This window comes from Vagococcus sp. QWL-13, assembly GCF_058683555.1.
Genome location: NZ_CM178746.1, coordinates 43,323 through 64,836 on the forward strand (window position 1 = coordinate 43,323; position 21,514 = coordinate 64,836).

Annotated in this window: 18 protein-coding genes; 14 read left to right on the top strand and 4 right to left on the bottom strand. The window is 37.2% G+C overall.

Annotated elements, in window-relative coordinates; all coding sequences use genetic code 11:
* Positions 1 to 10 precede the first annotated feature (10 nt).
* The 4 genes from recF to dnaA all read right to left on the bottom strand — a co-directional run bounded on the left by recF (position 11) and on the right by dnaA (position 4,265).
* The gene (recF, locus tag AC4PHI_RS00210) at positions 11 to 1,117 is read right to left on the bottom strand and encodes a DNA replication/repair protein RecF (RefSeq protein ID WP_492200345.1); all 1,107 of its coding nucleotides are present in this window, start codon (positions 1,115 to 1,117) and stop codon (positions 11 to 13) included.
* On the bottom strand, positions 1,104 to 1,367 hold the full coding sequence (gene yaaA, locus AC4PHI_RS00215) for a S4 domain-containing protein YaaA (RefSeq protein WP_492200346.1): 264 nt from the start codon (positions 1,365 to 1,367) through the stop codon (positions 1,104 to 1,106). The genes recF and yaaA overlap by 14 nt, the downstream gene beginning before the upstream one ends.
* A 253-nt stretch (positions 1,368 to 1,620) precedes the next feature.
* The gene (gene dnaN / locus AC4PHI_RS00220) at positions 1,621 to 2,751 is read right to left on the bottom strand and encodes a DNA polymerase III subunit beta (RefSeq protein ID WP_492200347.1); all 1,131 of its coding nucleotides are present in this window, start codon (positions 2,749 to 2,751) and stop codon (positions 1,621 to 1,623) included.
* Positions 2,752 to 2,921: 170 nt separating this feature from the next.
* Complete coding sequence (gene dnaA / locus AC4PHI_RS00225) at positions 2,922 to 4,265, bottom strand: chromosomal replication initiator protein DnaA (RefSeq protein WP_492200348.1); 1,344 nt, start codon at positions 4,263 to 4,265, stop codon at positions 2,922 to 2,924.
* Positions 4,266 to 4,752: 487 nt separating this feature from the next.
* Between dnaA and rpmH the strand changes: the two genes are divergently transcribed.
* The 14 genes from rpmH to AC4PHI_RS00295 all read left to right on the top strand — a co-directional run bounded on the left by rpmH (position 4,753) and on the right by AC4PHI_RS00295 (position 21,484).
* Positions 4,753 to 4,887, top strand: coding sequence for a 50S ribosomal protein L34 (gene rpmH / locus AC4PHI_RS00230; protein WP_126808899.1), 135 nt, complete (start codon positions 4,753 to 4,755; stop codon positions 4,885 to 4,887).
* Between the two features lie 247 nt (positions 4,888 to 5,134).
* Complete coding sequence (gene rnpA / locus AC4PHI_RS00235; protein WP_492200349.1) at positions 5,135 to 5,473, top strand: ribonuclease P protein component; 339 nt, start codon at positions 5,135 to 5,137, stop codon at positions 5,471 to 5,473.
* A gap of 62 nt (positions 5,474 to 5,535) precedes the next feature.
* The gene (locus AC4PHI_RS00240; RefSeq protein ID WP_492201612.1) at positions 5,536 to 6,327 is read left to right on the top strand and encodes a YidC/Oxa1 family membrane protein insertase; all 792 of its coding nucleotides are present in this window, start codon (positions 5,536 to 5,538) and stop codon (positions 6,325 to 6,327) included.
* 45 nt (positions 6,328 to 6,372) lie between these two features.
* Positions 6,373 to 7,113, top strand: a complete 741-nt coding sequence (jag, locus tag AC4PHI_RS00245) for an RNA-binding cell elongation regulator Jag/EloR (protein WP_492200350.1) — start codon at positions 6,373 to 6,375, stop codon at positions 7,111 to 7,113.
* Between the two features lie 288 nt (positions 7,114 to 7,401).
* Positions 7,402 to 8,793, top strand: coding sequence for a tRNA uridine-5-carboxymethylaminomethyl(34) synthesis GTPase MnmE (gene mnmE / locus AC4PHI_RS00250; protein WP_492200351.1), 1,392 nt, complete (start codon positions 7,402 to 7,404; stop codon positions 8,791 to 8,793).
* 14 nt (positions 8,794 to 8,807) lie between these two features.
* Positions 8,808 to 10,706 (top strand): tRNA uridine-5-carboxymethylaminomethyl(34) synthesis enzyme MnmG, encoded by a 1,899-nt coding sequence (gene mnmG, locus AC4PHI_RS00255; protein WP_492200352.1) that lies wholly within the window; start codon positions 8,808 to 8,810, stop codon positions 10,704 to 10,706.
* A 296-nt stretch (positions 10,707 to 11,002) separates the two neighbouring features.
* Entirely contained in the window at positions 11,003 to 11,977 is a 975-nt protein-coding gene (locus AC4PHI_RS00260) for a diaminopimelate dehydrogenase (RefSeq protein ID WP_492200353.1), read from the top strand.
* A gap of 151 nt (positions 11,978 to 12,128) precedes the next feature.
* A complete protein-coding gene (locus AC4PHI_RS00265) occupies positions 12,129 to 13,115 on the top strand; it encodes an aldo/keto reductase (RefSeq protein WP_492200354.1) in 987 nt (328 codons plus the stop codon).
* 537 nt (positions 13,116 to 13,652) lie between these two features.
* Positions 13,653 to 14,612: an SMP-30/gluconolactonase/LRE family protein gene (locus AC4PHI_RS00270; RefSeq protein ID WP_492200355.1), complete on the top strand. Its 960-nt coding sequence runs from the start codon at positions 13,653 to 13,655 to the stop codon at positions 14,610 to 14,612.
* A gap of 308 nt (positions 14,613 to 14,920) precedes the next feature.
* Positions 14,921 to 16,300 carry an extracellular solute-binding protein gene (locus tag AC4PHI_RS00275; protein WP_492200356.1) on the top strand — a complete coding sequence of 460 codons (1,380 nt, stop codon included), beginning with the start codon at positions 14,921 to 14,923 and terminating at the stop codon, positions 16,298 to 16,300.
* A gap of 60 nt (positions 16,301 to 16,360) precedes the next feature.
* Positions 16,361 to 17,242, top strand: coding sequence for a carbohydrate ABC transporter permease (locus AC4PHI_RS00280; protein ID WP_492200357.1), 882 nt, complete (start codon positions 16,361 to 16,363; stop codon positions 17,240 to 17,242).
* Positions 17,242 to 18,063, top strand: a complete 822-nt coding sequence (locus AC4PHI_RS00285) for a carbohydrate ABC transporter permease (protein WP_492200358.1) — start codon at positions 17,242 to 17,244, stop codon at positions 18,061 to 18,063. The genes AC4PHI_RS00280 and AC4PHI_RS00285 overlap by 1 nt, the downstream gene beginning before the upstream one ends.
* Positions 18,064 to 18,140: 77 nt before the next feature.
* The gene (locus tag AC4PHI_RS00290; protein WP_492200359.1) at positions 18,141 to 19,163 is read left to right on the top strand and encodes a LacI family DNA-binding transcriptional regulator; all 1,023 of its coding nucleotides are present in this window, start codon (positions 18,141 to 18,143) and stop codon (positions 19,161 to 19,163) included.
* A gap of 80 nt (positions 19,164 to 19,243) precedes the next feature.
* Positions 19,244 to 21,484 (top strand): glycoside hydrolase family 31 protein, encoded by a 2,241-nt coding sequence (locus AC4PHI_RS00295; protein WP_492200360.1) that lies wholly within the window; start codon positions 19,244 to 19,246, stop codon positions 21,482 to 21,484.
* Positions 21,485 to 21,514: the final 30 nt, after the last annotated feature.

Below are 21,514 nucleotides of genomic sequence, written 5' to 3' on the forward strand. Positions count from 1 at the left end.
TCAGTTCTGATTATTTAATCTTTCCATTCACCACATTAAAAATTTCTGGAGCAGTGGTCATTTTATGACTTAAATGGTTGAGTGTAGTGGTTGAAAGAAATGTTTGTATCTTACCGTCAATAGCTTCCAATAGATGGAGTTGACGCTCATCATCTAATTCACTCATCACATCATCTAGCAATAAAATCGGATATTCCCCTATTTCTTCCCGGACAAGCTCTAATTCAGCTAATTTCAAGCTTAGAGCTGTGGTCCGCTGCTGTCCTTGAGAGCCAAAACTTTGCACATTTTTATCATCAATAAAAAACAACAACTCATCCCGGTGGGGACCTAGATTGGTGCTTTGAGTAAGTAAATCCCGTTTAAGATTTTTTTCCATCTTTTCAATGAAATTTTCTTTGATTGCTTCCAAAGTTATCGAAGAAATGATGTCTACTGTGGGGACATAACGTATTGATAAGTTTTCATTATGTCCAGTGACCTTTTCATGAATTTTTTTCGCCCATTTTTCTAGTTTTCGTAAAAAATGATGTCTTAAATAAATAACATGACTGCCAGAAGATGCCAGCTGTTCTGTCAAGATTTCCAAATAAGTAAAATCAACTTTGTCATTTCCTGTCTTCTTTAAATAACGATTCCGTTGTTTCAGTACTTTTTGATAGACCGTCAGATAATAAAGATATAAAGGGTCGATTTGACCTAATTCCATGTCTATAAAACGTCTTCTAAGCTGGGGGGAACCTTTGATTAAAGATAAATCTTCAGGAGCAAACAGCACTACATTGAGTTGTCCCACATAATCGCTCAACTTTCTTTGTTCCAAGTGATTGATTTTGGTTTTTTTACCATTAGGAGTGATGGACATTTCTAAAATCAGCTGACTGTTCTTTTTCTCCACCTCGCCGGTGATTCTGGCAAAATCCTTTCCCCACTGGATGATTTCTTTTTCCTGATTGGTTCTGTGACTCCTTGTCATAGCAAGAACGTAAATACTCTCTAGTAAATTCGTTTTCCCTTGAGCATTTTCTCCTAGAAAAATATTAAGTGATTGAGAAAAATTCAAATCTAATTCATGGTAGTTGCGGTAATTTTCAAGAGACAATCTAGTCAGCTTCATCAGTGATTTCCTTATTAGAAAGAGGTTTTTCCGGGTTTTTAGCCATAAAAAAAATACCTCCATCAGGTAATTCTACCATCGTCCCCGGATAAAGCTTTTTGCCTCTGCGATTTTCAAGTTCTCCGTCCACAAAAACGGCATGTTCTTGTAAATACCACTTGGCCATACCGCCACTTGAAATTTGATCAATTTCTTTTAAAAACTGACCCAAGGTAATAAACTCACCCTGAATAATGAATTTTTTCTTCAAAATATCACCTTCTTCTTACTAATGACTACTCATTTATTATAGCATTTTTTCCAAGCAAAACCAAATAAACCTTAATATTATTTGATTTAAGGCTTTTTAAGTTAAAAAAGGTGTTTAATCCTAAAATGATTAATCCCCTTAAAATTAGCTTTATTTTTAGTTTTTTGATTTTCTGGTAATTTTCGTAAAAAAATCTCCTAAAAATTAGATTTAAAAATCCAACTTTTAGGAGACCGGTACATAGCCAACTTTTTTAACTTGTCCTGACAGGAGTGATCAGCTGAATAAAGGCTAGTTCACTGTCTGTTGGTTCTAAAGTGAATGGACGCAGGGCAGAAATAAATTTTATCGTGATATCGATAGCCCCAAAGGCTTTTAGAGCTGCTTTCATATAATCTGGGTTGAAAGAGATTTCCAGTGGGTCGCCGGAAACTTTTTTGAAAGTAAGTTCTTCTTGAACATTTCCGATTTCAGGTGAATTCCCGTAAATAGTGACTTCATCAGACTGAATAGAAAGACGGACCACATTGTTTCGCCCTTCATGAGACATCAGTGACGCACGGTCGATCGCCGCCATAAAGGAAGGGGCATTGAATTCGATTTCCGTATTAAAGCTCGTAGGGATCAATCTTTTCGTATCCGGATATTTTCCTTCAAGCAAACGAGAGTAAAAATTCATGTTTTCTGTACGGAACAGTACTTGGTTTTCCATGATATTGATTTCCACAAGTTCTTCCTCATCTGAAAAAGAACGGGAAAGTTCTATCAAACTTTTTCCAGGGACAACAATATCAAAGTCTTGCTCCACATCTGCGATAGGTATTTCTCTTTGAGACAGGCGGTGACTGTCCGTTGCAACTGCAAGCAAAGTCCCTGCTTCCAAAGTGAAATGGACACCAGTCAGTATCGGGCGGCTTTCATGCATGGATACGGCAAAGACTGTCTCATTAATAATTTTATTCAACACACGGGCGGAAAGTTTCAACTGATTATCTTCTTCTATGACGGGCAGATGAGGATAGCTGTCTGCACCAATCCCATTGACAACAAATTCTGCTGTTCCGGAAGTGATTTTTACCTGGAGATTGTCCAGTACTTCAAATGTAAAAAGTTCTTCTGGTAATTTTCTAACGATATCCCCAAAAAAACGCGCTTGTAAAACAATGGCACCTGTACTTTCAATCAATAATTGTGCTTTTTCATTTTCTTTCGGTAAAAATTTTTCAATAGAAATATCCCCGTTGCTTCCTGTTAAAAGCAGACCTTCCTGACTGAGTTCGATTTTGATCCCTGTCAAAATCGGGATGGTGGTTTTAGAGGAAATAGCTCGTTGGACTACATTGAATTCATTTAAAAAAAGATTGCAATTCATACTAAATTTCATGATAGAGGGATTCCTTTCGTTTATATTTATATTATATATTAAAAAGATAATAGTAGTAGTAGGGCCTGTGTATTCTGTGGAAAACCTGCTGCGGGATAAAGGCATCAAGAGTTATCCACTTGTGCAAAACTTGTGGACAACTTTCCGTTTTTTCAATACTTATTCACAGGCTAAATTAAAAGCATCCCTTTGATGTCATCCACTTCTTTTTCCAGATTACTGTCGGATGTTAGTAATTTTTCGATTTTTTCATGGGAATGTATCACCGTGGTATGGTCTTTGCCGCCAAACTCTGCACCTATTTTAGGCAGAGAGTTATCGGTTAATTCCCTAGACAAATACATGGCAATTTGCCTTGGTAGTACAATGGATTTGACTCGACGTTTGCCTTTTAAGTCTTTCAGTTCAATATGATAATATTCGCAGACTTTTTCTTGAATGGCTAAAATCGACAGCTGATTTTTTTGAATAATTGGACGCAATGTTTTCAGCGAATCAGCCGCAAGACTGGTGGTAATATCTTGACCATTCATAGTTGCGTAGGCTTGGACACGCACAAGGGCACCTTCAAGCTCCCGAATATTAGAATCGATTTGGCCGGCGATATAACTTAAGGTGTCGTCCGGAATTTCAAGACGTTCTGCATCAGCTTTTTTTCTTAAAATAGCGATCCGAGTTTCTAAATCTGGCGGAGTGATGTCTACCGACAATCCCCAGGCAAATCTGGAGACCAGACGCTCTTGTAATTTAGGAATCTCATTAGGCAGCCGATCGCTAGTCAATACAATTTGTCTACCATCATGGTAAAGAGCATTAAAGGTATGGAAAAATTCTTCTTGAGTTCCTTCTTTTTCTGCAAAAAACTGTATGTCGTCAACTAACAGCAAGTCTACATTCCGGTAAGCTTGACGGAATTCTTCAGATGTTCGATTTTGAATAGAGTTGATAAAGTCATTGGCAAATGTTTCACTGCTGACATATTTCACCTTGGCATCAGGATAATTCAGCAGCATCTGATGACCGATAGCATGCATCAGGTGAGTTTTACCTAGACCAACACCGCCGTAGAAAAATAATGGATTGTAGGTGCCCCCAGGATCTTCTGCTACCACTAAAGCAGCAGCATGTGCCATTTGGTTTCCTTTACCGATTACAAAAGTATCAAAGGTATACTTAGAATTCAAAAAAGCTTTTCTGCTGTTTTGTCTGGCCTGTTCAGACAAAATGGTGTGTTCTTCAATCTTCGGTTCTTCAGCGACCGGCTGATTATTTTGAATGATGAACACAGGGGTGATTTCTTCTCCTGTTAATTGAAAACCCGTTTCCACGATTTTGATAGACAAATTTTTTTCCCAGTATTCTTTGTGTAAGGCAGAAGGAACTTCAATGGTCAGTAAATTATCAACTAAGCTAATAGGTGAAGCTTGTTCGATCCAAGCATTGAAGCTGGGGGTAGTTAAAATTTTTCGGTAACTGTCTTCCAACTCTTTCCAAATATATTCGATATTTGGCATGTTTCATTTCCTCCTCACTCATAGAATGTCTTTCTTATTTTAGCATTAAAAAAAAAAGTTTTCCACTGGTGTCGATAATTGTGTAAAAGAAATGAACAAATTAAATCGAAGGTTTTCCACAAGAGAGTGCTGCTGTGATTATTTTCAAGAAAATTTCCCAATAATAACAAAAGGTTGTGGAAAAGAAAAGCTGATTTAACAATCTTTTTATGACTTTTACACATAGAATTCATCCCTGTGGAAAAAAATGTTAACAACCTTGAATCTGTGCGTAAACCTCTGAAAATCCTGTGGAGAGTTAAATGGCTGAAAAATAGTTTTCCACAAAAAATAAAAATTATCCACAACTTTTGTGGATAGATTGAACAGTAAAATTTAAAAGTATCAGATAAAAAGTTGACATATTTTCGATAAATTCGTATAATATTAAGGTCTGTCTAGTTAATTTAGAGAGTAGATACATAAAAAGTCAAGGAGGTGGCTCGGGATGAAAAGAACCTATCAACCAAGCAAACGTAAACATAAAAGAGTCCATGGATTCCGCAAACGCATGAGCACAAAAAATGGTCGTCGAGTGTTAGCAAGCAGACGTCGCAAGGGAAGAAAAGTATTATCTGCATAAAGTAAGACTTATTCAGTGGTATATTTTTTATCCCTTACTGAATCTAGTTGAACTAATCGGGCATTTTGAGGCGCTTTATTTCCCACTAAAATGAGTGGCAGACAGCGCAGCTGAATGCGGGATAAACCGCTGAACTTATTCAGTGGTTTTTTTATTTATATCTGCGGATTTTTAGTTTTTTTACCTGCTTTTATGCTATCATGGAAGAGTGTAAAATTTGTTACGCTGCAGATGAAAGGAAATCTGTATGAAAAAGAAATACCGGATAAAAAAAGAAACTGAATTTAGAGAAATCATGAATGAACGACGGTCTTTTGCTAATAAACATTTGGTCGTTTATATAAAAAAAAGAGAAGGCACTTTTTTTAGAGTGGGGCTGTCAGTAGGGAAAAAAGTCGGAAATGCTGTGGAAAGAAACAGGGTCAAACGCCTTTTACGTTTGGCTTTGACTGAAATGAAAAATGAAATCGATAGTGATTACGACTTGATTTTGATTGCCCGTCCAGCCATCATTTCATTATCTTATGAAGAAGTAAAAAAAAACATTCATCATGTCTTAAGTTTGGCGAGTGTCATTAAACGATAGAACGCGAGGTAGCAGAAGTGAAGAAATCAAAAAACAAGAAAAAATTATTATTGTCTTTAGGAATGGTCGGTCTGGTTGTATTTTTAACCGCTTGCGGTACGGGAGAAGTCAGTGCGCAAAGTTCAGGAATTTGGGAAAGATATATCGTTTACAATTTTGCCCGTGTCATTGATTTTCTTTCTTTTGGAGGAAATAAAGGGATCGGTATCATTTTATTTACGGTTATTGTAAGGATTATTTTACTGCCGTTGATGCATTATCAGACCCAGTCAACCAAGAAAACACAAAAAATCCAACCGGAGATTAAAAAGTTACAAGAAAAATATGCTTCGAAGGATCCGGAAACTCAACGTAAACTTCAAGAGGAACAGCAAAAACTTTATGATGAACATGGAGTCAATATGTTTGCCGGATGTTTACCTTTGCTGATTCAGATGCCAATCATGATGGCAGTCTGGCAAGCGATTTCCCGTTCGCCTGAATTGACTAGAGGTCAATTTATGTGGGTAGAGCTGGGGACTCCCGATAAGACATTGATTTTGCCGATTTTGGCTGCTATTTTCACTTTTGCCAGCACCAAGTTGACCACCATGTCTCAAGCGGAAAGCAATACTAGTATGACGATCATGAACTATTTCATGCCTCTGATGATCTTTGGGATGGGGGTATCTCTTGCAAGTGGTTTGTCTCTTTACTGGGTAGTCTCAAATGGTTTCCAAGTGATTCAGACATTGCTGATCAACAATCCTTTCAAAGCCCGCCGGGAACAGGAAGAAGAAGAGCGAAAGAAAAGAGAGCTGGCCAGAGCCTTGCAAAAAGCTAAAAATCCTAAGAAAAAACGTCTAAAAAAATAAAGTTTTTACATTGTAAAAATTAAATGATTCAAAGGAGGTCATTTTTTGTCACAATTTAAAGGAGCAACAGTAACAGAAGCCATTGAGACTGGCTTGAAATCGTTAGGTTTAACGAGAGAATCAGTTGACATTAAAATTATCGAAGAAGAAAAAAAAGGATTTCTAGGTTTTGGCAAGAGGGAAGCTTTAGTTGAATTGATACCTATAGAGGAGAAATCAGAGACAGAAGAAGTAAAGGTACAGGAAGATACAACTGTCGCTGAAAAAGCACCTGAGAAAAAGAGCGGCAAAGAGCAGAGTGTCAAAGTGCTTGAAAATCTATCCGAAGACCAGACGATTACAGAACTTGCCTTGTATTTGACTGATATAACGCGAGAACTGGGAGCACCAGCGATGGTGAAAGTTGCCAGGGAAAAAGATTTGATCGTCTTCCATCTGGAAAGTAAAAAAGCCGGGATGCTAATCGGAAAACACGGCAGAGTATTGAATGCCATGCAGTATCTGTCCCAAGTTTTTGTTCACAGAGTTTCCCGCGAACGTATGTCTGTGGTTGTCAATGTGGGAGATTACCGCGAGCGACGTCAAGCGACCATGGAAAAACTGGCAAGAAAAACTGCCCGGCGAGTGGAAGAGACAGGCAGAGCCGTTTCTTTGGAACCAATGCCAGCTTTTGAGAGAAAAATCATTCATGGAATTTTAACGGACCATCCTTATGTTAAAACCCATTCAGAAGGGGAAGAACCTTATCGATATCTGGTTGTGGAACCTCAAAAAGATGTTTTTTAATGTGAAATATGGTTGACAAGCAGGTACAAACTAGCGTATATTTTCTATGGTAATCATTCTTATCAAAGTAGAAATACGATGATAAAAGAAGAACTCTTTATCACTGGAACAGTGAGGGGTTCTTTTTTTTAGTTGCCATCGCTCTAAAAATAATGTATGATCATAATGACTTAAAGGTAATAACGTTGAATTGAGCAGTCAAAGTGCTGATTCACCCTAAAGAAAGTGTGGGGTGGAGTGGGCACTTTTTTTTGTAGAAAAATCCAACGGGAAGGGCGGAAAAACAAAGTGAATATAACCAAAGAATTTGATACCATTGCAGCGATTTCCACGCCGCCGGGAGAAGGGGCAATCAGTATTGTCCGTTTAAGCGGGCAAGAAGCTGTTGAAATTGCAGATAAAATTTTTAGCGGAAAAAGTAGTTTAAACACAGCTGCAAGTCATACGATTCATTATGGCCATATCAAGGACCCTAAAAACCAGCAAATGCTTGATGAAGTCATGGTCACTGTGTTATTGGCTCCCCGTACGTTCACCAGAGAAAATATCGTGGAAATCAATTGTCATGGGGGCATGGTGGTCACCAATCAATTATTGCAGCTGCTCCTAAGGGAAGGGGCGCGTTTGGCGGAACCGGGAGAATTTACCAAGCGGGCATTTTTGAACGGGCGTATCGATTTGTCTCAAGCGGAAGCAGTCATGGATTTGATTCGTGCGAAAACAGATAAAGCCATGCATATTGCACTGACTCAGCTGGACGGCAACTTATCACAGTTGATTAAAAATTTGAGACAGGAAATTTTAGAAACGTTAGCTCAAGTAGAAGTGAATATCGACTATCCTGAATATGATGATGTAGAGGAAATGACCTCACAGATGCTAAAAGAAAAAGCTTTGACAGTCAAAAATCAAGTAGGTCATTTATTGCACACAGCCAAGCAAGGAAAAATATTAAGAGAAGGTTTGGCAACGGCAATCATCGGACGGCCCAATGTGGGAAAATCGAGTTTACTTAATTATTTATTGAAAGAAGATAAAGCCATCGTCACTGACATTGCTGGAACCACTCGAGATGTGATTGAAGAGTATGTCAATGTGAGAGGGGTTCCTTTGAAACTGATTGATACAGCCGGTATCAGAGAAACAGAGGATATCGTGGAAAAAATCGGAGTGGAGCGCAGTCTGAAAGCTCTGAAAGAAGCAGACTTTATTTTATTATTGTTAGATCAGGGGCAGCCGTTAAGTGATGAAGATATCCAACTGCTCCAAAGCACAGAAGAACTAAAGCGCATTGTTATTTTAAACAAAATGGATTTGCTCAATCAATTAGACAAATCAGTTTTATATCAGTATGTGGCAGAAAAAGATGTGCTGGAGATTTCTGTCTTGGACAGCTCAGGGGTAGATGAATTAGAAGAACGCATTGTTACATTGTTTTTCGGCGGAAAACTTGGGGAACAGGACGGCACCTATGTGTCTAATGTCCGTCATATCGGGTTACTGGAAGAAGCCGAAGGGGCACTTGACGAAGTTGTTTTAGGTATCGAACAGGAAATGCCGGTAGATTTGGTGCAGATCGACATGACACGGGCATGGGATTTGCTCGGGGAAATTATTGGAGAAAGTGTCCAAGACGAATTGATCACCCAATTATTTAGTCAATTTTGTTTAGGTAAATAGGAAGGAAGACATGGATGGAAAGATATTTTGCAGAAGAATATGACATCATCGTTGTAGGCGCAGGACATGCCGGCTCAGAAGCGGCTCTGGCTTCAGCGAGAATGGGTCATCGGACATTATTACTGACGATTAATTTAGACATGGTTGCGTTCATGCCTTGTAATCCGTCTCTAGGCGGTCCCGCAAAAGGTGTAGTAGTCAGGGAAATCGATGCTTTAGGGGGCGAGATGGGCCGCAATATCGACAAAACTTACATTCAAATGCGGATGCTGAATACCGGAAAGGGACCTGCCGTCCGCGCTTTGAGAGCTCAAGCAGATAAGAACGATTATTCAGAAAGTATGAAACATACCTTGGAACAGCAAGAGAATTTGATGCTGCGCCAAGGGATGGTGGACGAGTTAATTGTAGAGGATGGAGTGTGCCGGGGCGTGGTCACTTCCACTGGCGCCGAATACCATGCAAAAGCTGTAATCATCACTGCAGGAACAGCTTTGCGGGGGGAAATCATTATTGGTGAATTAAAGTATTCCTCGGGACCGAATAATTCTCAGCCTTCTTTGAAACTTTCGGAAAATTTGAAATCCTTGGGATTGGACCTTGATCGTTTCAAAACGGGCACACCTCCAAGAATTCGCTCAGGTTCGATTGATTACAGTGTTACGGAGGAGCAGCCAGGAGATATGGAACCTAATCATTTTAGTTTTGCCACAGCAGATGAAGATTACAAAAAGGAACAATGGTCTTGCTGGCTGACTTATTCTAATGGTAAAACCCATGAAGTCATCCGGGAAAACCTGCACCGGGCACCGATGTTTACCGGTATCGTTGAAGGGGTTGGGGCACGTTACTGTCCGTCCATCGAGGATAAGGTTGTCCGCTTTAGTGACAAACCCCGTCATCAGATTTTTTTAGAACCTGAAGGAAAAGATACGGAAGAAATATATGTTCAAGGACTGTCTACTTCTTTGCCGGAGGACGTCCAGCACAGGATGCTTCACACTATTCCGGGATTAGAGAAGGCGGAATTGATGCGCAGCGGGTACGCAATCGAATACGATGTGGTCGTTCCCCATCAGCTTTGGCCTACATTAGAAACAAAAAAAATCGAAAATCTTTTTACTGCCGGACAAACGAATGGCACCAGCGGCTATGAAGAAGCTGCCGGACAGGGATTAATTGCAGGAATCAATGCTGTGTTGAAAATTGAAGGGAAAGAGCCCTTTGTTTTAAAACGCAGTGACGGATATATTGGTGTGATGATCGATGATTTAGTCACTAAAGGAACCAATGAACCATATCGTCTATTGACTTCGCGAGCGGAATATCGTTTGATTTTACGGCATGATAATGCTGATTTCCGTTTGACAGAAAAAGGTTACGATATTGGATTGGTTTCTGAGGAACAATATCAGAGATATATGACTAAAAAAAGTTTGGTAGAAGGGGAGCTTAAACGTATCAAAAAGACACGTTTGAAACCAACGCCGGAGCTGCAAGACTTTTTGGCAAGCAAGAACTCTGCTTTACTAAAAGACGGTATTTTGGTATCAGATTTATTAAAACGTCCCGAAATGTCTTATTTAGAAATTTTGCCGTTTTTTGAAGAAGCACCTGAGAAGCTTGATCGCCGGGTCATTGAGCAAATTGAAATACAAATCAAGTACGAAGGTTATATCAAAAAAGCCATGGATAAGGTGGATAAATTAAAACGGATGGAAGCTAAAAAGATTCCGGATAATATCGACTATAAAGCGATTGACAGTTTAGCCACGGAAGCTCGGCAGAAGCTGATAAAAATACAGCCGACGACGATCGCTCAGGCTAGCCGTATCAGCGGGGTTAATCCGGCAGACATCAGTATTTTGATGGTCTATCTGGAACAGGGAAAGTATCAGACCACAAGTGAATGAAACGTTGATATACCAGTGTTTAGAAGAGGTCAGAAATGACCTCTTTTTTGATGATGAAAAATATGTTAGTTATTTTACCGGAAGATTTTATTTTGAAAATTAATCAATTTTTTTTAAAATGAAAAAATAAGAAAATCCCCTATTTCCACTTAACTAAAATGAATTGCTAAAAAATTATGAGGTGATAAAACTTGTTATATCACAAACTAGCCAAATAAATGAAAAAAGTGTAAAATTTTCATATGAGATAAACATGGATAAGGTTAATAATTAATAAATGAAAAGAGATGAGACCAATGATACGAGTAGCAATAGTAGGTTACGGCAATTTAGGACGGGGTGTGGAGAAGGCGATTAAAAAAAATCCCGATATGTCCTTGATAGGAATTTTTACCAGAAGAAAACCGGAGACAGTCTCATCAGAAGGAAGTCCAGTGTTCCAGATGGCTGAGTTGTTGGACAAAAAAGAGGATATTGATGTTTGTATCCTTTGTGGCGGTTCTGCCACAGATTTGCCGGAACAGACACCCGAATTGACACAATGGTTCAATACAGTGGATAGTTTTGATACCCATGCTAAAATTCCAGAACATTTTGCGGCGGTGGATAAAGTTGCCAAAAAAAATCAAAAGACGTCGATTATTTCTGTTGGTTGGGACCCAGGCTTGTTTAGTTTGAATCGTTTGCTGGCAGAAAGTATTTTGCCTCAAGGAGAAACACTGACGTTTTGGGGGAAAGGTGTCAGCCAAGGACATTCAGATGCTTTGCGACGAGTTTCAGGTGTGGCAGATGGGATACAATATACCATTCCGAATGAAGAAATTATCGAACGGTTGAAAGCCGGAGAAAACTTGGAATTGACAACAAGGGATAAACATATTCGTGAATGTTTTGTGGTTCTTGAAGAAGTTGCAGATCAAGACAAAGTAAAAAATGAAATCATCACGATGCCCAATTATTTTGCTGACTATGATACCACGGTACATTTTATTTCTCAGACGGAGTTGGATTCGGAACACAAACAGGGGATGCCCCATGGCGGGAAAGTGCTGAGAGTCGGTGAAACTTCGGAAGGAATGAAGCAAGTGTATGATTTTTCATTGGATTTGCAGAGTAATCCGGAATTTACAGCCAGTGTAATCGTTGCTTATGCCAGAGCATGTGTCAGGTTGGCTGGCGAAAAAGTTTACGGTGCCCAGACGATTTTTGATGTTGCACCAAAATATTTAACAAGCTTGACTGACGATACCCTCAGAAAAGATTATTTGTAGCAGCTATTTTAAATAAATGAAAGATAAAAAGTTCTCTTCGACTAAATTTTGTTTAAAAACTTAGTCGAAGAGAACTTATTTTAATAAAGGGACTAGATATGATACATTATAGAAAATATGTGAAAAAATCATGAAAGGATGGAGAGGATAGATGTTTTATAAAGAAACTAAACAAATTCCAGAAAAACTTTCAGTCATTGGGATAGGCACTTGGAGATTTGGCGGAGTCTGGGATAACTGGGATGAAAAAGCGTTTATCAGAACAATTCACTATGCTTTAGATGCGGGTGTCAACATGATTGATACAGCCCCTTTGTATGGCAATGGTGTATCAGAAAAAATAGTTGGAAAGGCTCTTAAAGAAAAATGGGACAAAGCATTTCTTGCCACAAAAGTCGGAAGAGTATGGAATGATTCTGATGGAAAAGCTGCCTACAACTTGACGAAAGAAAGTATTTTATGGGAAGTTGATCGCAGTTTAAAGAGATTAGAAACAGACTATATCGATTTGATTCATCTTCACTGGCCGGACCCTCAAACGCCTCTTGAGGAAACGGCAGAGGCTTTGGATATCTTAAAAAAATCCGGAAAGGTGCGATACTTGGGACTTAGTAATTTTTCAGCTCAGGATGCTGAAAAAATGATGAGGTTAATTGACATCAATAGTCAGCAGTCTTTATTTAATATGCTGGAGAGAAATACTTTGGATTATCGAAATCACACCCTTGAGTATCGGACGGAAAAGGAAATTTTTCCGATAGTCAGAAAATACGGTCAAGCGTTTTTCCCTTATCTTCCATTATTTCAAGGATTATTAGCAGGCAGATTTTTTAATGAGGGCAGATATTATTCTAATAAAGATGAACGAGTAGGAAATCCGAAACTTAGTGACGATATAAAATATCATCAATACTTGGAAGCTGCTAAAAAGCTTGATAATATTGCCCGCAGTATGGGAAAACCTTTGGTACAGTTGAGCCTGAACTGGTTGAGACAACAACCGGAAGTGACGAGCATTATTGCGGGAGTATCCTCTGTTGAACAATTAGAGGAGAATCTGGGAAGTCTGAATTGGACAATTGACGAAGAAACTAACAGAAAAATTGATGACGTCATTGAACCCTTCCGTAATCTATAAAGCAGTATTTGCAGAAAATAAGTATGAAATTTAATAATGCTCACATTTACATTCTTTTTACATAAAGTTAAGCATAAGTTTACAGTCGATCGCTATAATAAAGTAAAGCACAGGTGATGTGTTCTGTTTGACAGTAAAGTGTGGTTTTCTTATGTGAGGAGTGGGTGTATTATGAAAAACTTATTGATGAATCCTTTTGTTCTCGTACTTTTCTCACAGCTTATTAATCTGTTACTGATCGGCGGTTTTTTGAAGTTTAAAAGAAGAAAAAAATATTGTTAGTCCTTTAGATGAAACAGCCAGAAGTTCTGGCTGTTTTTTTGGCTGTAACATTAAATAATTCCCTAGTTGCAGAAAAATGTGAAATAAAACCCATATTTTATTTTTTTGATTAAACATTTAATGTTTTCAAATTGATTTGTTGAAAGTTTAAGCTTTCTTTAAGACTATGAAAAACGCTTTCTTTCTTTGTTATACTATAGGAGCTAGAAGAGAAGTCGAAGAAAAAAATTATCAACTAACTAAGGGGCCGATACAATGAATAAAGCATCCAATACGCTTGAAAAATGGTTAAAAACGGGTCAATTGCCTGTGTCAGAAAAAAATTTGCCGGCACAACTTGCCGAACCTTGGTTTTGTGTTTCAGAAGCACAACTTCAACTAGAGGGATTGTGTTTTGACCGGAAAGGTGATTTGTATTTTGTAGAAGTTTTTGGCGGGAAGATTTTCAAACTGGAGCTGCCAGAGAAAAAACTCATAACGATTGCTGAGTTGCCAGGTGAGAATCCGGCAGCTATTAAGATCCACCGGGACGGGCGGTTGTTTGTTGCTTGTCTAGGGAATTTCAAAGATTCCGGCTCTGTAATCGCGCTGTCTCCTGATGGCAAAGAACAGGAAATTATTATCGGAAAGGACCAGCATTTCGTCATTGACGATTTGGTTTTTGATAAAAAAGGCGGCTTTTATTTTACTGATTTTAAAGGCTATTCCTGTGAACCCACAGGAGGTGTGTATTATGTTTCTCCTGACTATCAGAATGTGACGAAAGTCATGGGGAATTTGGCTGTCCCTAATGGGGTGGCTTTGACACCTGAGCAGGATGCTTTGTGGGTAACTGAAATGAGCAGCAATCGTCTGCATTACTGGTTGTTGGAAGAAGGAGGGGTGACGATTCCTGCTTTTGGCAGCAGTGTTCCTTACCATTTTACGGGACTGGAAGGGCCGGATTCTTGTTGTATTGATGATGCCGGCAATCTTTATGTGGCGATGTACATGCAGGGACGGGTGCTGGTTTTTAATCCATCAGGTTATCCAGTCCATCAGATTTTATTGCCGGAACGTTTGGAACATCATATGCTTCGTTCCACTCATCCGATGCTGATTCCCGGAACATCGGAAGTTTTGATTTGTTCTAATGATGGGGAAGGCGGCGGAGGTTCGTGGATTTACAAAGCCCAGGGACTAGGACGGGCGCACAAGAGCTATCAGTTTTTGTAAAAGTAATTCACAAAAAGATGATAAAAAACGGCTGACACTCTATCAGTCGTTTTTTAAATTTGACTAATGAGACAAAATAAAGCAAAAAAGAGAATTGATATTGAAAAAACAGTTCAACGAACTAAGAGTATCTATTATCATATTTTGAATAGGTTAATGAACCATAAGACAGATAGATTTCATAAAAATTTAAAATTTCACGTGAAAACGCTTGACTTATTTTAGGTTTAGCGTTAAACTAAACCCGAGAAAAGGAGGTTTAACGTTAAACTTAAAAATAAAAATAAAAATTTGAAAGGATGTTTTCCATGAAAAAAAGAATATTAAGCACTTTATTTTCCATATTTCTAATCGGAAGCCTCACTGCTTGTTCTTCTGGAAAAAATGCAGACGCAGGTGCTAAGGATGAAAAAGCAGAAAAAGGTCTAGAAATTTTAGGGGATACGGTAACATTCAATCCAAATAAGCTGGTGAATGAGGGAGAACCAATTGAAATTGAATATTGGACTTGGGTCGACAATGACGTTACAAGTAAAATGGCACAAGCATATGAAAAAATTTATCCGAATGTAAAGATAAAAACGGTGATTCAACCTTGGGATGATTTTTGGACAAAGCTTCCTTTATCTTTACAAGGAAAAAATGGTCCGGCAGTATTTAATATTCACAACTCTCAACATGATTTAATTATGCCTTATTTGGAAGCTTATGATATTTCTGTGGCAGATTTACAAGCAGATTTCGAATCAGTTGATCCTCATATTATTGACGAGAAAATTTATTATACAGATAGTGTAATTAATACCGGAAATATTTATTACAATAAGGATCTGTGGGAAGAAGCAAGTTTGACCGATAAAGATATTCCAAAGACATGGGATCAATTTAGGGAAGTTGCAAAAAAATTAACTAAAACAGAAAATGGAAAGATTACCCAAGCAGGCTTTAACTTTAATGGTGAGACTTATAGTGCACTTTATCAAGGATTAAACTATCAAAAAGGTGAGTTGTTATTTACTGAGGACGGAACAAAAGTAAACTATGATAATCAAGTGACCATTGATAATGGGCAATTCTTTGTTGACCTCTATGAAAAGGATCAAGTAGGCTCAAAAGATTTTGGTGATGATTCTACAATGAGTTTTGGCAATGGACAATCAGCAATGGTTTATAAATGGGGTTGGATGGCTGCTGAAATGGAAAACAAGTATCCTGACATCAATTACGGTGTATTTGCAACTCCTACACCAACAGAAGATGTTCCTTTTGCCTATGATCGTTTTAATGGGGAAAGTACACCAGGCATTAATAAAAATCAGACTGAAGAGCAACGTGCTGTCGCCCAAGATTTCATTCGCTACTTATTAGCAAATGATGAATACTCAATCCAAATAGGGCTGGCAATGGCATCTTTTCCAACTAAAAAATCGGTGTCCGACAGTCCTGAAATTTTAGAAGATCCTGTTTTAAGTGTTATCGCGCCTCGTGTAGAACGTTTAATTTGGCCTGGCTCGTTTCCATCTACTGTTGAAACCTCAGCAAAACAAGCAATGGAAGACATACTTTATAATGGAGTAGATTTAGAAGTTGCAGTAAAAGAGGCTCAAACTAGAATGGAAAAAGATATGAGCGATTCTGACTTCGTATCTCTCGAAAATAAATATAAATTTTTTGATGAAATGAAATAAAATAAAATATAAAAACTGACAAAATTTTTGTCAGTTTTTTATATAAAGGAGGTCTCAATAATGGACGGAAAATCATTAAAACAATCAAAGTTTTTTAGTTTGCGCAATGTCACACTCATATTTTTAGTCGTTTATTTTGGGGTATTTACCATCTATCCTATTTATAAAGCTTTTGCAGGCAGTTTACATGACTGGAATCCTTTAATCGGTCAATATGATTTTGTGGGAATTAAAAATTTTAAAAGCGTACTAACTAATAATTTATTTTGGGATTCGATTACTAATACACTTATTTTCTCTTTTTTTTCAGTAGTATTTAGGATTATTATTGGTTTAGCATTAGCAATGCTTTTGAATTCAAAATTAGCTCGTTTCAAATCATTTTTTCAAGGGTTATTTTATATGCCTACAATCACTCCTTTAGTGGCAGTTTCTTTTGTCTGGATGTGGTTGTATAATCCTCAATTTGGTTTAATTAATAAAGTTTTTAATTTAGATATTAATTGGTTGAAAGACTCCTCTTGGGCTTTGCCGGCAATTATTATCATGACAATTTGGAAAGACTTTGGATATGCAACAGTAATTTTTTTAGGCGGCTTAATGGGATTGCCGAATGAAGTTTTTGAAGCAGCTGACATTGATGGTGCTTCAAAGTGGCAACGGTTCATACATATCACTTGGCCATTATTAAAACCTACAACTTTATTCGTAACTATCACCTCATTGATTACTTATCTTCAAGCATATGTTCAAATACTTATTATGACTGAAGGCGGACCAGGGACTTCAACTTATGTCATTTCATATTTGATTTTTGATGAAGCATTTGTGAAGTATAATTTTGGGACAGCTTCAGCTATGGCTATTATCTTGTTTGTCATCATTGCTATATTGACAGCTGTTATGTTCAAAATAACTGGAAAAAGTGAGGGACTAGCATAATGAATTTACAACGAATAAAAACGATTATTTTCAATATTATTTTACTGGGGATAGCGTTCATCACTATCATTCCCTTTATTTGGATGTTAGTTTCATCTTTTGCTCCAAATAGTGAGATAGTAAAAATCGGTGGAGGTTTTTTCCCCACACCTTCTATAGTTTCTAATTATTCCAACATTCAAGAACGTTTTGGATTTCTACGCATGTTTTTCAATAGTCTATTTATTTCCGTACTTGTGACAGCATTGACAGTTTATTCCAGTGCATTAATCGGTTTTGTCTTTGCTAAATTCAAGTTTCGTGGAAGAGGTTTCCTGTTCGGTGCCGTTTTAAGTTCAATGATGCTCCCATGGGCCGTGACTATTATTCCTAGATATGAAATGATGGTAAGTTTCAATTGGTTAGATACTTATAAATCACTGATAATTCCAGCTATAGTCAGCGGGTTTGGTATATTTATGTTCCGTCAGTCAATTTCACAAATTTCAGATGAAATGATGGAAGCCGCGAGAGTAGATGGTGCTTCTGACTTCTATATATTTCATCGGATTATTTTACCTATGTCCCGTAACACCATATCTAGTCTGGCAATTTTTCAATTTCTGTGGAGCTGGGAAGATTTCTTATGGCCATTTTTGATGATTAACGATGAAAAAAAACAATTGCTCTCAGTAGGATTGCGTCTTTTCAATGGCCAATATGGAACAGACTACGGTGGTTTATTTGCGGCAACGTCTATTTCCATTATCCCAGTGATTATTGTTTATTTAGTTTTTCAAAAACAATTTATCGCAGGGATCTCAAGTGGTTCTGGAAAATAATTTTCTCAAAAACTATCTGATGTGATGGTATACTTGGGAATAGATGATTAGATAGATGGACGGAGGGATGAGGATTAATGAAAGTGACCATAAAGCAAATTGCTGATGAAGCAGGAGTAAGCCTAACCACTGTTTCAAATGTGATTAATAAAAGATTTAATAGAGTGTCTAAAGAAAAAGTTGTTTTGATAGAGAATATTATTGAAAAATATAACTATACACCCAATATGAATGCTCGTTCATTGGTGCAATCTTCTTCTCAATTAATTGGTTTACTTTACTATTCTGAAGAGCCTGATATATCTTTTTCTGATCCATTTATAACTGAAATTCTCTCAGGAATAGAGGTGGAAGCAAAAAAGAACGGGTATTTTATTCTTATACACAATATTAATTCTGCTGAAGACGTCAAAATGATTCAAAAAAATTGGCTTTTTGATGGTTTTATTGTTGTTGGAGTAAGTGCAAAAGAATTTTTAGATATTAATAAAGTATTTGATTGTCCAGTCGTTTATATTGATATCCATTTGTCGACAGCAACTTTAGAAAGCATTCAAGAGCAAGAGAATCGTATGTTTATCAACACGGATGACTATGGGACGAGTGTTTTAGCTGTAGAACATTTGATTGATTACGGGCACTCAAACATTGCTTTTCTCTCTTATAAATTTTCACCGGATGTACCAAGCGTTATTGAAGAACGTTATAAAGGTTATAGAGATACTTTAGAGAAAAACAATCTAATATTAGATAAAAGACATGTATATAATGATTACGAATTTAAAAAAATATATCAAAATCTCGCAAGTTTTTCAGCTATTGTTGTTACGGGAGACTTTCTCGCAGCAAAACTAGTCAAATTTTTGAAAAAAAGAAAATCTTTTTCAGTGGATTCCCTCTCTGTTATTAGTTTTGATGATATGCCCTTTGCTGAGTTAATGGACCCGCCATTAACTACTATTCGATTAGATCAAAGAAATAAAGGAAAACTAGCTTTCGAACAACTGATAAAACTCACTGACAATCATGAAATTAATCATAAAAAAATCCTGTTAGGAGGATGCTTGATTAGCAGAAAATCAGTTTTAAAATTAAAATAACGAATAAGAGACCCTTTTAAAGAGCCTTATTCTTTTCCAAATTATTAAATTATAAAAATAATAAAGGGTTGAATATATATATGAAAAATGTGTTTCAAGGACAAAAATACCGTATCACTGTTTTAACCAATCAATTAATTAGACTTGAGTATTCAGAAAACGGATATTTTGAAGACGGAAAAACTAAAATAGTTCAAAACCGTCAATTTGCTCCTCCAGTTTTTGAAGTAATTGAAGATGATGAGCAATTGGAAATTATTACAGATGCAGTTCATGTACATTATAAAAAAGGGGAGTTCTCTCCTAAAAATCTTTTTATTGATACACGGAACAACTTTTCTGCCTACGGTAACCGTTGGTACTATGGAGAAAAATATGAGACTTTAAAAGGAACGAGACAAACATTAGACTACATTAATGGGGCAATCGAATTAGAGGAAGGCATTATCAGCAAAAACGGGTTTGCTGTATTAGATGATTCAGAAAGCTTTTTATTGGAGAAAGGGCATCCGACTTTACGCCCAGATGAAGAAATCGACTTATACTTTTTTGGTCATGGCAGAGATTACTTTGGTGCCCTAAAGGATTTTTATCATTTGACAGGTAAAACACCACTGTTACCTCGCTACGCCTTAGGAAATTGGTGGAGCCGGTTTTGGAAATACTCGGAAAAATCCTACCTAGAATTAGTGGAGCGATTCGAAAAAGAAGGTGTTCCTTTATCCGTTAGTGTGATTGATATGGATTGGCATCTTACTGATATCCCTCCACGTTTCGGAAGTAGTTGGACAGGCTATACTTGGAATAAAAATCTTTTTCCATCACCAGAACGATTTATGAAAAAATTACATGAAAAAGGATTAAAGGTTACCTTAAATGTTCATCCCGCTGATGGAATACGGGCTTTTGAAGAAGTATATCCAAAAGTTGCAAAACGAATGGGATTAAATCAAGAACTGGAGCAACCGGCTTTGTTTGATATTTCCAATCCTGTATTTCGCGAAGCGTATTTCAAAGATGTGCACCATGAGCTGGAGAAGCAGGGTGTTGATTTTTGGTGGATTGATTGGCAGCAGGGGATTAAAGGGAAAATGTCTGAGATAGACCCTTTGTGGTTATTAAATTATTACCATTATCAAGATATTTCTAGAAAAAATGAGAATGATATTATTTTATCCCGATACGCCGGACCTGGAAGTCACCGCTATCCAGTTGGTTTCTCAGGAGATACTATTATTACTTGGGACTCCTTGGCTTTCCAACCGTATTTTACTAGTACAGCTTCAAATATCGGCTATACTTGGTGGAGTCATGATATTGGTGGACATATGAATGGGTATCATGATGAAGAGTTAGCTTTACGATGGGTTCAATTTGGTGTATTCAGCCCTATTAATCGTCTCCATAGCTCATCGAGTTTGTTTAGTGGAAAAGAACCATGGCGATATTCTAGTAAAACTTGTGATATAATGAAACGTTTTTTGCATCTACGACATGAGTTACTGCCATATTTGTATACTATGAATGTAAAAACTCACGAAGAAGGAATCCCATTAATAACACCTATGTATTATCATTATCCTATGGAAGAAAGTAGCTACCATGTATCAAATCAATATTTTTTTGGTACAGAATTAATGATTGCTCCCATTACAGAAAAAACAAACACGGTATTCAAAACAGCAAAAGTCGATGTATGGTTACCAGAAGGGACATGGTATGATTTCTTCACAAATGCAAAGTATGCAGGACAGACTCAGATTAATGTATACAGAAAAACAGAAGATATGCCTGTTTTTGTAAAAGAAGGTGGAATTTTGCCTTTGGATTCTCAGCCAAATTTAACAGGGACAGATTTACCTGAAACAATTGATTGGCATATTTTCCCTGGAGCATCAAATACTTTTGAATTAATAGAAGATGCTGAGGATAAACGGGCAAAGACTCGTATCGATTTGAATTGGGAAAAACACAAAATAAAATTGAGTATTTCAGGAGACACTGAAATTTTTCCAAAGAATCGTCAACACCGTATCTGTTTCCATCATATGAATGAAGATGATATTCTATTGGAAAATAGGGAGCAAGAAATCGCATTCAATAGGGATATGGCTGTTTCTCCACTCCATAGTGAATGGTTATTTGAATGTCTTGATAGAGCCGAAATAGAATACAATCTTAAAAATCAGTTGTGGACAGAACTAAATGAAGAAACATCATTTACTAAAAAAATGTCCATACTGAATAAATTAGAACCGGAGCTTAGTGATCGTTTATTTGAAATTATTTACTTGCAGGAGGAATACAAAGATAGTAAATAGTATTATTATAGGGACAATTATAATTTATAA

What these genes read in the sequence shown, in the direction of transcription:
- AC4PHI_RS00290 (WP_492200359.1), top strand. Translation starts at nt 18,141, where the DNA reads ATGAAAGTGACCATAAAGCAAATTGCTGATGAAGCAGGAGTAAGCCTA.
- rnpA (WP_492200349.1), top strand. Translation starts at nt 5,135, where the DNA reads ATGAAAAAGAAATACCGGATAAAAAAAGAAACTGAATTTAGAGAAATC.
- AC4PHI_RS00285 (WP_492200358.1), top strand. Translation starts at nt 17,242, where the DNA reads ATGAATTTACAACGAATAAAAACGATTATTTTCAATATTATTTTACTG.
- recF (WP_492200345.1), bottom strand. Translation starts at nt 1,117, where the DNA reads ATGAAGCTGACTAGATTGTCTCTTGAAAATTACCGCAACTACCATGAA.
- AC4PHI_RS00280 (WP_492200357.1), top strand. Translation starts at nt 16,361, where the DNA reads ATGGACGGAAAATCATTAAAACAATCAAAGTTTTTTAGTTTGCGCAAT.
- rpmH (WP_126808899.1), top strand. Translation starts at nt 4,753, where the DNA reads ATGAAAAGAACCTATCAACCAAGCAAACGTAAACATAAAAGAGTCCAT.
- AC4PHI_RS00270 (WP_492200355.1), top strand. Translation starts at nt 13,653, where the DNA reads ATGAATAAAGCATCCAATACGCTTGAAAAATGGTTAAAAACGGGTCAA.
- dnaA (WP_492200348.1), bottom strand. Translation starts at nt 4,265, where the DNA reads ATGCCAAATATCGAATATATTTGGAAAGAGTTGGAAGACAGTTACCGA.
- AC4PHI_RS00295 (WP_492200360.1), top strand. Translation starts at nt 19,244, where the DNA reads ATGAAAAATGTGTTTCAAGGACAAAAATACCGTATCACTGTTTTAACC.
- AC4PHI_RS00275 (WP_492200356.1), top strand. Translation starts at nt 14,921, where the DNA reads ATGAAAAAAAGAATATTAAGCACTTTATTTTCCATATTTCTAATCGGA.
- dnaN (WP_492200347.1), bottom strand. Translation starts at nt 2,751, where the DNA reads ATGAAATTTAGTATGAATTGCAATCTTTTTTTAAATGAATTCAATGTA.
- mnmG (WP_492200352.1), top strand. Translation starts at nt 8,808, where the DNA reads ATGGAAAGATATTTTGCAGAAGAATATGACATCATCGTTGTAGGCGCA.
- AC4PHI_RS00240 (WP_492201612.1), top strand. Translation starts at nt 5,536, where the DNA reads ATGGTCGGTCTGGTTGTATTTTTAACCGCTTGCGGTACGGGAGAAGTC.
- AC4PHI_RS00260 (WP_492200353.1), top strand. Translation starts at nt 11,003, where the DNA reads ATGATACGAGTAGCAATAGTAGGTTACGGCAATTTAGGACGGGGTGTG.
- AC4PHI_RS00265 (WP_492200354.1), top strand. Translation starts at nt 12,129, where the DNA reads ATGTTTTATAAAGAAACTAAACAAATTCCAGAAAAACTTTCAGTCATT.